We start from the raw sequence: 6,481 nt of genomic DNA on the forward strand, positions 1-6,481 counted from the left end.
CTCTCCTTTGCGCTCGACTGCATCAATTCTTCGCCACTCTAAGAAGGCTTGAAGACCCGCGCACAGACAGGTATTTTGAAACCTACGTTCAATAAGTCCGAACAGTGATGAATCTGGAAGATATCGAGGTGTTTCTGCAGATTGCCGACGCCGGATCGCTGACTGGCGCGGCGCGGGAGCTGCATCGGCCCAAGGCGACGGTCAGTCACCAATTGCGCAGGCTGGAAGAGGAAATCGGCGCGACGCTGTTCATCCGTTCGGCCAACCGGCTGGTGCTGTCGAATGCAGGGGCGGAGTTTCTGGACCATGCTCGCACGATCCGGCGCGCCTGCCACCGCGGACTGGACAGTGCAAGGGCGGGACAGAAAAAGGCACAAGGCACGATGCGCATCGGCTCGACCGGGGAGTTCGCATCGAACCTGATCGCGCCACTGATCCTGCATTTTGCGCGCCATAATCCCGATCTGCGACTGGACCTGTCGGTGGTGCGATCGGACCTGCTGCTGAGTTCGCGCGGGAATTATGACTGCCTGCTATATCTTGGCGAACCGCCAATGCCGCAGGTCTCGGAGATGACGGGGCGTCTCCTAGGCCGCTTTGCTTTCGGACTGTTTTGCAGTCCCGGCTATCTGGCCCGCCATCCCGCTCCGGCTGCACCTTCCGAACTGCGGCAGCATGACCTCTTAGCCTATCAAAGCGCTGAAAACATTGCCCCTTGGGAATTGCGCAAAGGCGATGAAGAATACAGTCTCCATCCTCAGACGCGATTGCTCAGCAACGATTACTGGGTTATAAAATTGTCAGCTATTCATGATTATGGCGTCTGTTTCGTGCCGAAATTCTTTGCTCGGCTAGAGGTTGAGCAGGGCCTTCTGGTCCCGGTCTTGCCAGAATGGTCATCGCGCGAAGTGCCGCTTTATGCTCTGTTTTCCAGTCACCGGCTACGGAATACGCAGGTTCGCGATCTGGTTAACTCCCTGACGCAAAACTTCGCCGATGTGCAAACCTATCTCTATTCCGCTACCGCAAAGGCCGATTATTTCCGATAATCGACAGTTAAATATTTTTGAGCTGTCTTCTTGGATATAAAATTACGAGATATCGTCCTGATACAGAGCTTTCATTCAGTATGCAGGTGGCGCTCCCACCGCGTGGGACTTGTTGCCTCCGAACGCACGACAACGGTGTTCGCATGCTCCGGCCGCAGCCCGATGCCGACAATCCGTCCGGGAATGTCCCGCAGGACCGGAATGGAGGAGATCAGCCGCAGTGCAAGCGGAGCCCGAACGTTCGACCGCTTGCGCAGGGCACTCAACAGCACCCGGTCCTGGATCAGGATCTGAAGCCTCTGGGTGGCTCGCGTGGGCCACATGCGGCGGCGCTGCACCGCCTGGAGATGGCGATCAGCCAGAACGCTCCGCCGCAAAGGGTCCGCCAGGAGATTGGCCGCAGCGACCGCATCCTGCACCGCGAGGTTCACCCCGACGCCTCCCACAGGCGACATTGCATGAGCCGCGTCACCGATGCAGAGAAGGCCTGAGCGCCACCATGTCTCTAGACGGTTCACCTGGACGCTGAGAAGCTTCACCTGCTCCCAGGTTTCCAGCTCTTCCGCGCGGTCAGGTTCCATCTGCAGCAGTTGCGCAAGCTCTTCTCGGAATGCGGCGATGCCGGCCGTCTTCTTGTTGTCAAAGCTGCCCTTCGGCACGACATAGGCGCACTGCCAGTAGTCACTGCGATTGAGCATGATGAAGACTGGCCTGCGTCGAAGCGACCCTGGGTTTCCTTCGCGTCGCCCGGCTGCCGCGACAGCCGGAACCAGAGCACGTCGATCGGCGCGCCTAGATCGTGGATCCGCAGGCCGGCCGCTTGCCGGATGCGCGAGGTCCGTCCATCCGCCGCCACCGTCAAGACTGCATTGATCTGAAGCGGTCCGTCTGGCGTGTTCGCCACGACGCCGGTGATCCTCCCGCTATCCGTCAGCAGTTCACGCGCCTCTGCTTCCATCAGCAAACGAAAGCCGGGCAGCGCCTTTGCCTTCTGGGCAAGGAAATTCAGGAAGTCCCACTGCGGCATCATGGCGATGAATGGCGCTTTGACGCGCAGTCGTGAAAAGTCGGCCATCAGCAGCCGGTCCGGTCCAAACTGCGCAAAGAGCCTGGGCACGCGCTGATGCGGGAGTTGCAGGAACTCGGTCAGCAGACCGAGCGGCTGCATGATCTCCATCGTCGAAGGGTGGATGGTGTCACCGCGGAAGTCCCGCAGAAAGTCCGCGTGCTTCTCGAGCACGATCACCTCGACGCCCGCCCGTGCAAGGAGATAGCCAAGGACGAGGCCGGCCGGTCCGCCCCCGACGATGCAGCACTGGGTCATAGTCAACGACGACATCATCCTGGTCTTTCCTGTCGTCAAGCAGGCGCCTTCCTGAGGCCTGCACGCCAATGCGAGTTGGCGACCCTTATAACACGCCTGCTTGCCGGGCAGTGAACGGTGTTTTCTGCCATGTTGAGGCGTCAGTTTTGCTTAGCCGCTCCATAACACCCGCTACAAGCGGGAGCGGCAGCCGGAGGGTTGAGCGGGGCGCGATGCCGTCAGGAGGGGCCTTCAGGCCAGCAACAGAGCCGCTGCTACCTGCTGCCTTGCTGTTGGAACGACAGCCTGGCCACAGCTTGCCAGGAATCACCTTTGGCCGATTTAGCTGTCTGCGTCGCTTTGTGATGGGGATGCGTCACTTGTCCCGTGATAGGATGACAGAACGTCTCGTCCATCAGGTAGGTTGATGAAACAAGTTTTTGGAAACAGCCGCTCATCTCACCGCCACGTAAGGGTTGCCGCTTGGGGTTTTGCGGCTCTGCTGATCTGCTTGCCCGTGCTGGCAACGTCCGTCACCGATCAAGTGAGCTGGGGCGTATTCGATTTCGTCTTTGCAGTCCTGCTGATTGGCGGGCTTGGGCTCGGGTGGGAATTGATCCTGAAGATGACACGCAGTCCTCTTTGGCGCGCAATTCTTGCCGTGGCCCTCTTTGCGACAGTTCTGTTGATCTGGGCCGAACTTGCGATTGGCATAACCCGCTAGCGGCCGACCCAGTCAGCTCACAGCCTGATCATGGGGTCTAAGGCGCGCTGATGCCTGCGGCCTGCGGATGCGCACGCAGCCACAGCACGCCATGTACCGGCAAATCGATGCTGAATGTGCCATCTTTTGTCAGCTCAAAGCGCCCTTGGCCCAAGATGTTCGTCAAGAAACCCCAAGATCCCGTTCCATCCAGCCGGCACTCGGACTTGCACGGCCGCTTGCCCAGGTTGTGCAACAGCAGGACGGTTTGATAGCCCCAATCATAGCGCAGCGCGAAGATCGCGGCATCCGGGAAGGGGATGAATCGCCACTCGCCGAAGGCGACCTCAGGCATCTCGCGCCGGCGGCGGATCAGGCGCTCCATCCAGTTCAGCATGGAGTCCTGCTCAAGCTCCTGCGCGGCGACATTGATGCCCTCGGGGCCCCATCGAGGCCGAGACACCAAGGGCCGCAGCACCTTGCCTTCGGGCGCGGTCGAAAAGCCGCCATTCGGCTCGTCAGACCATTGCATCGGGCTTCGAACGCTCATCCTGCCGGCAATGTCGAGGTTTTCGGCCATGCCGATCTCCTCACCATAGAACAGGACAGGCGCGCCAGGCAGGGCAAAGACGAGGCTGTAGACCAGGCGGATGTGGTCGCTGTTCCCCTTCAGCATCGTCGGGATGCGCCGGCGCAGCCCGCGGCCGAACAGCTGCATGTTCTTCTTGGGGCCGAATGCCCGAAACACCTCCTGGCGCTCGGCCTCTGTCAGCTTGTCCAGGGACCATTCGTCGTGATTGCGGGCGAATTGCGCCCAGCCGTCATCGGGATGAAGCTTCGGCATCGCCCGAAGGCAGTGGACCAAGGCGCCCCCATCCTCGCGCACCAGCGCCAGAGCAAGCGCCTGGTTCATGTTGAAGTCGAGGCACATGTTCAGCTCGCCCCCGTCGCTGCCACCGTAGAAGCACCGGACGTCCTGATAGGGCAGGTTGACCTCGCCCAGAAGAAGGGCATCGCCGCAGCGGCGCATGATGAAACGGCGCAGGTCGCGCAGCCAGTCGTGAAGGTCCGGTTCCACAGGCGTATCCAGCCCATTGGTTTCCAACAAGAAGGGAACCGCATCGACGCGGAAGCCGGACAGGCCAAGCTGCAGCCAGAAGCCGACGATCTTGTGGATTTCGTCCCGCACGCGGGGATTGCCGATGTTGAGGTCGGGTTGGTGGCGATAAAAGCGATGCAGGTAATACTGGCCCGTTTCCTCGTGCCATTCCCAGTTGCTGTTTTCCTTGTCCGGGAACACCAGACCGTCCGGTCCGTTTGCGGGTATCTCGTCCCGCCAGACATACCAGTTACGATGGGGCGAGTTCCGGTCCGCGCAGGCCGAGAGAAACCAGGGATGCTGGTCCGACGTGTGGTTTACCACCAAGTCCGCGATCACCCGGATGCCCCGATCCCGCGCGGTGCGCAGGAAGACAGCCAGATCACCCAGCGTTCCCAAGCGCGGATCGATCCCGTAGTAGTCCGTGATGTCATAGCCATCATCCACGTTCGCCGTCGGGTAAAACGGCATCAGCCAGATGCAGGTCACCCCCAAGCCTGCCAGATGGTCGATGCGCTGCGTCAGTCCCGCGAAATCGCCGATGCCATCGCCATTGCTGTCCTGGAAAGTCTCGACATCCAGGCAATACACAATGGCATTCTTCCACCAGACATCGCCCGTGCGGCTGATATCCATGCAGGCTCCTTTTCTGCGCAATAGGCGCACCTTGGCAGACAATCTTGGTCGAACGCGATGTCAGCCGCATGGGTTCATCCCTGGTCCAGGGTGTGGTCGAACCTGTTTCCGCCCCGGACGTTGGACAATGCAGTCCGAAAGGAAAAAGGCATGATCGGGAGCAAAGGCGATCTTCGTGTCGTCGTCATCACAGGCGCCTCGGCCGGTGTGGGCCGGGCGATCGCGCAGGAATTCGCATCCCAAGGATGGTGGGTCGGGCTGATGGCCCGCGGCCGTGCAGGTCTCGCGGGGGCACAAGCCGATGTCAGAAAGCGGGGCGGCGCAGCCTTGGTCCTGCCCATCGACGTCACCGATGCCGCCGCAGTGGAGCGTGCCGCACAAGAGGTCATGCAGCACTGGGGGCAAATCGACTTGTGGATCAACGCGGCCATGGCAACGGTGCTTGCGCCGGTATCAAGGATTACCCCCGACGAATTCCGCCGCGTAACCGAAGTCACCTATCTTGGCCAGGTGTTCGGAACACAGGCGGCCTTGCGCCATATGCGCCGGCAAGGCAGGGGCACGATCGTCAGCATTGGCTCGGCCCTGGCCTATCGCGGCATTCCCTTGCAGGCGCCATATTGCGCGGCCAAGTTTGCAACCCGTGGATTTCTGGACGCCCTGCGGGCCGAGCTTCTCCACGAGAAAAGTCCGGTGCGCCTGACCGAGGTCCATCTTCCTGCCGTGAACACGCCCCAGTTCGACTGGGCGCGCAACAAGATGCCGCACCGGGCCCAACCAGTACCGCCGGTTCATCAGCCTGAGGCAATTGCCCAAGCCATCTATCGCGCAGCCCTTGAGGCACCCAGAGAGGTGTGGCTGGCCGGCTCGGCCGTGCGCGCGATCATAGGCGATGCCGCTGCTCCTGCGCTGGTGGACAGGCTCCTGGCGCAGGATGGCTATTCCGGCCAACAAACGGAAGATCTGGCGCATGAGCGACCGGACAACCTGTTTGAACCGATGGATGATTTAGAAGATCACGGGGCATCCGGCCGGTTCGGCGATGGCGCGCGGACCTATGTCACAGCCTATCGTCCTGTGCAACTCCGCGCAGCCGGGATGGCTATTGGCTTCGCGGTTCTCTACGGTGCCACCAGGTTATTGCGTGCACTCACCCCTTCTAAAGAGGCGACCAAGAGGAGCAGACCACGCAAGGGATCATAGCAAATGCCGGCTATACCGTTCCATTTCGGCTCTGATGAGAAGACACCCCCGACAGCCTCTCTTTGCTGCCAGACCTCGGCGAATGCCATGCTGATGAGCAGCAAGCTTTTATAAGCGCACCTGCGCGCTCTGCGCCGATGTCTGCGAGGAATGCGCCCGCAGCTGCGAGCAAGTGGGCGACATGCAGGATTGTGTCGCGGCCTGCCGCCGCTGCGCCGAAACCTGCCGGACGATGACAGCCTGCGCGAAGGAAACGGGTGCGCTGAGGCTGTTCGACAGCTCGGCAGGCTCGTAGGGCAGGGAACCTCTCCGCTGTCGTTCGGTTGCCCCTGCTGGTGACGCAAAGGGGTCCGGCGATGGCGACGACGGTTGGGGATTTCTTCTGGCAACGGCTGTGGGACTGGGGCGTCCGGCGCGTCTTCGGCTATCCCGGCAACGGCATCAACGGGCTTCTGGGCGCATTGCGGCGGCGAGGCGGCGACATTGAG

5 protein-coding genes and 1 pseudogene are annotated in these 6,481 nt (G+C 61.1%); 3 read left to right on the forward strand and 3 right to left on the reverse strand.

Annotation, left to right across the window (positions count from 1 at the left end; genetic code table 11):
- Nucleotides 1-107: 107 nt before the first annotated feature.
- Nucleotides 108-1,049, forward strand: a complete 942-nt coding sequence (locus AAIL68_RS15055; RefSeq protein WP_347140567.1) for a LysR substrate-binding domain-containing protein — start codon at nucleotides 108-110, stop codon at nucleotides 1,047-1,049.
- 71 nt (nucleotides 1,050-1,120) lie between these two features.
- Here AAIL68_RS15055 and AAIL68_RS15060 read toward each other — a convergent pair whose 3' ends face one another.
- Nucleotides 1,121-1,747: an FAD-dependent monooxygenase gene (locus AAIL68_RS15060; RefSeq protein WP_347140568.1), complete on the reverse strand. Its 627-nt coding sequence runs from the start codon at nucleotides 1,745-1,747 to the stop codon at nucleotides 1,121-1,123.
- Between the two features lie 128 nt (nucleotides 1,748-1,875).
- A pseudogene (locus AAIL68_RS15065) lies at nucleotides 1,876-2,391 on the reverse strand (FAD-dependent monooxygenase); the annotation flags it as partial.
- Nucleotides 2,392-2,779: 388 nt separating this feature from the next.
- On the opposite strand from AAIL68_RS15065, the gene AAIL68_RS15070 reads away from it, so the two are divergent.
- Nucleotides 2,780-3,076 carry a hypothetical protein gene (locus tag AAIL68_RS15070; RefSeq protein ID WP_347140569.1) on the forward strand — a complete coding sequence of 99 codons (297 nt, stop codon included), beginning with the start codon at nucleotides 2,780-2,782 and terminating at the stop codon, nucleotides 3,074-3,076.
- 37 nt (nucleotides 3,077-3,113) lie between these two features.
- On the opposite strand, the gene AAIL68_RS15075 is transcribed toward AAIL68_RS15070, so the two are convergent.
- Nucleotides 3,114-4,790, reverse strand: a complete 1,677-nt coding sequence (locus tag AAIL68_RS15075; protein ID WP_347140570.1) for an alpha-amylase family protein — start codon at nucleotides 4,788-4,790, stop codon at nucleotides 3,114-3,116.
- A gap of 150 nt (nucleotides 4,791-4,940) precedes the next feature.
- Between AAIL68_RS15075 and AAIL68_RS15080 the strand changes: the two genes are divergently transcribed.
- Complete coding sequence (locus tag AAIL68_RS15080; RefSeq protein ID WP_347140571.1) at nucleotides 4,941-5,993, forward strand: SDR family oxidoreductase; 1,053 nt, start codon at nucleotides 4,941-4,943, stop codon at nucleotides 5,991-5,993.
- Nucleotides 5,994-6,481 lie beyond the last annotated feature (488 nt).

This window comes from Paracoccus sp. SSK6, assembly GCF_039770665.1.
In the GTDB taxonomy this organism is placed as follows: Bacteria; Pseudomonadota; Alphaproteobacteria; order Rhodobacterales; family Rhodobacteraceae; genus Paracoccus.

What these genes read in the sequence shown, in the direction of transcription:
- AAIL68_RS15080 (WP_347140571.1), top strand. Translation starts at nt 4,941, where the DNA reads ATGATCGGGAGCAAAGGCGATCTTCGTGTCGTCGTCATCACAGGCGCC.
- AAIL68_RS15055 (WP_347140567.1), top strand. Translation starts at nt 108, where the DNA reads ATGAATCTGGAAGATATCGAGGTGTTTCTGCAGATTGCCGACGCCGGA.
- AAIL68_RS15060 (WP_347140568.1), bottom strand. Translation starts at nt 1,747, where the DNA reads ATGCTCAATCGCAGTGACTACTGGCAGTGCGCCTATGTCGTGCCGAAG.
- AAIL68_RS15070 (WP_347140569.1), top strand. Translation starts at nt 2,780, where the DNA reads ATGAAACAAGTTTTTGGAAACAGCCGCTCATCTCACCGCCACGTAAGG.
- AAIL68_RS15075 (WP_347140570.1), bottom strand. Translation starts at nt 4,790, where the DNA reads ATGGATATCAGCCGCACGGGCGATGTCTGGTGGAAGAATGCCATTGTG.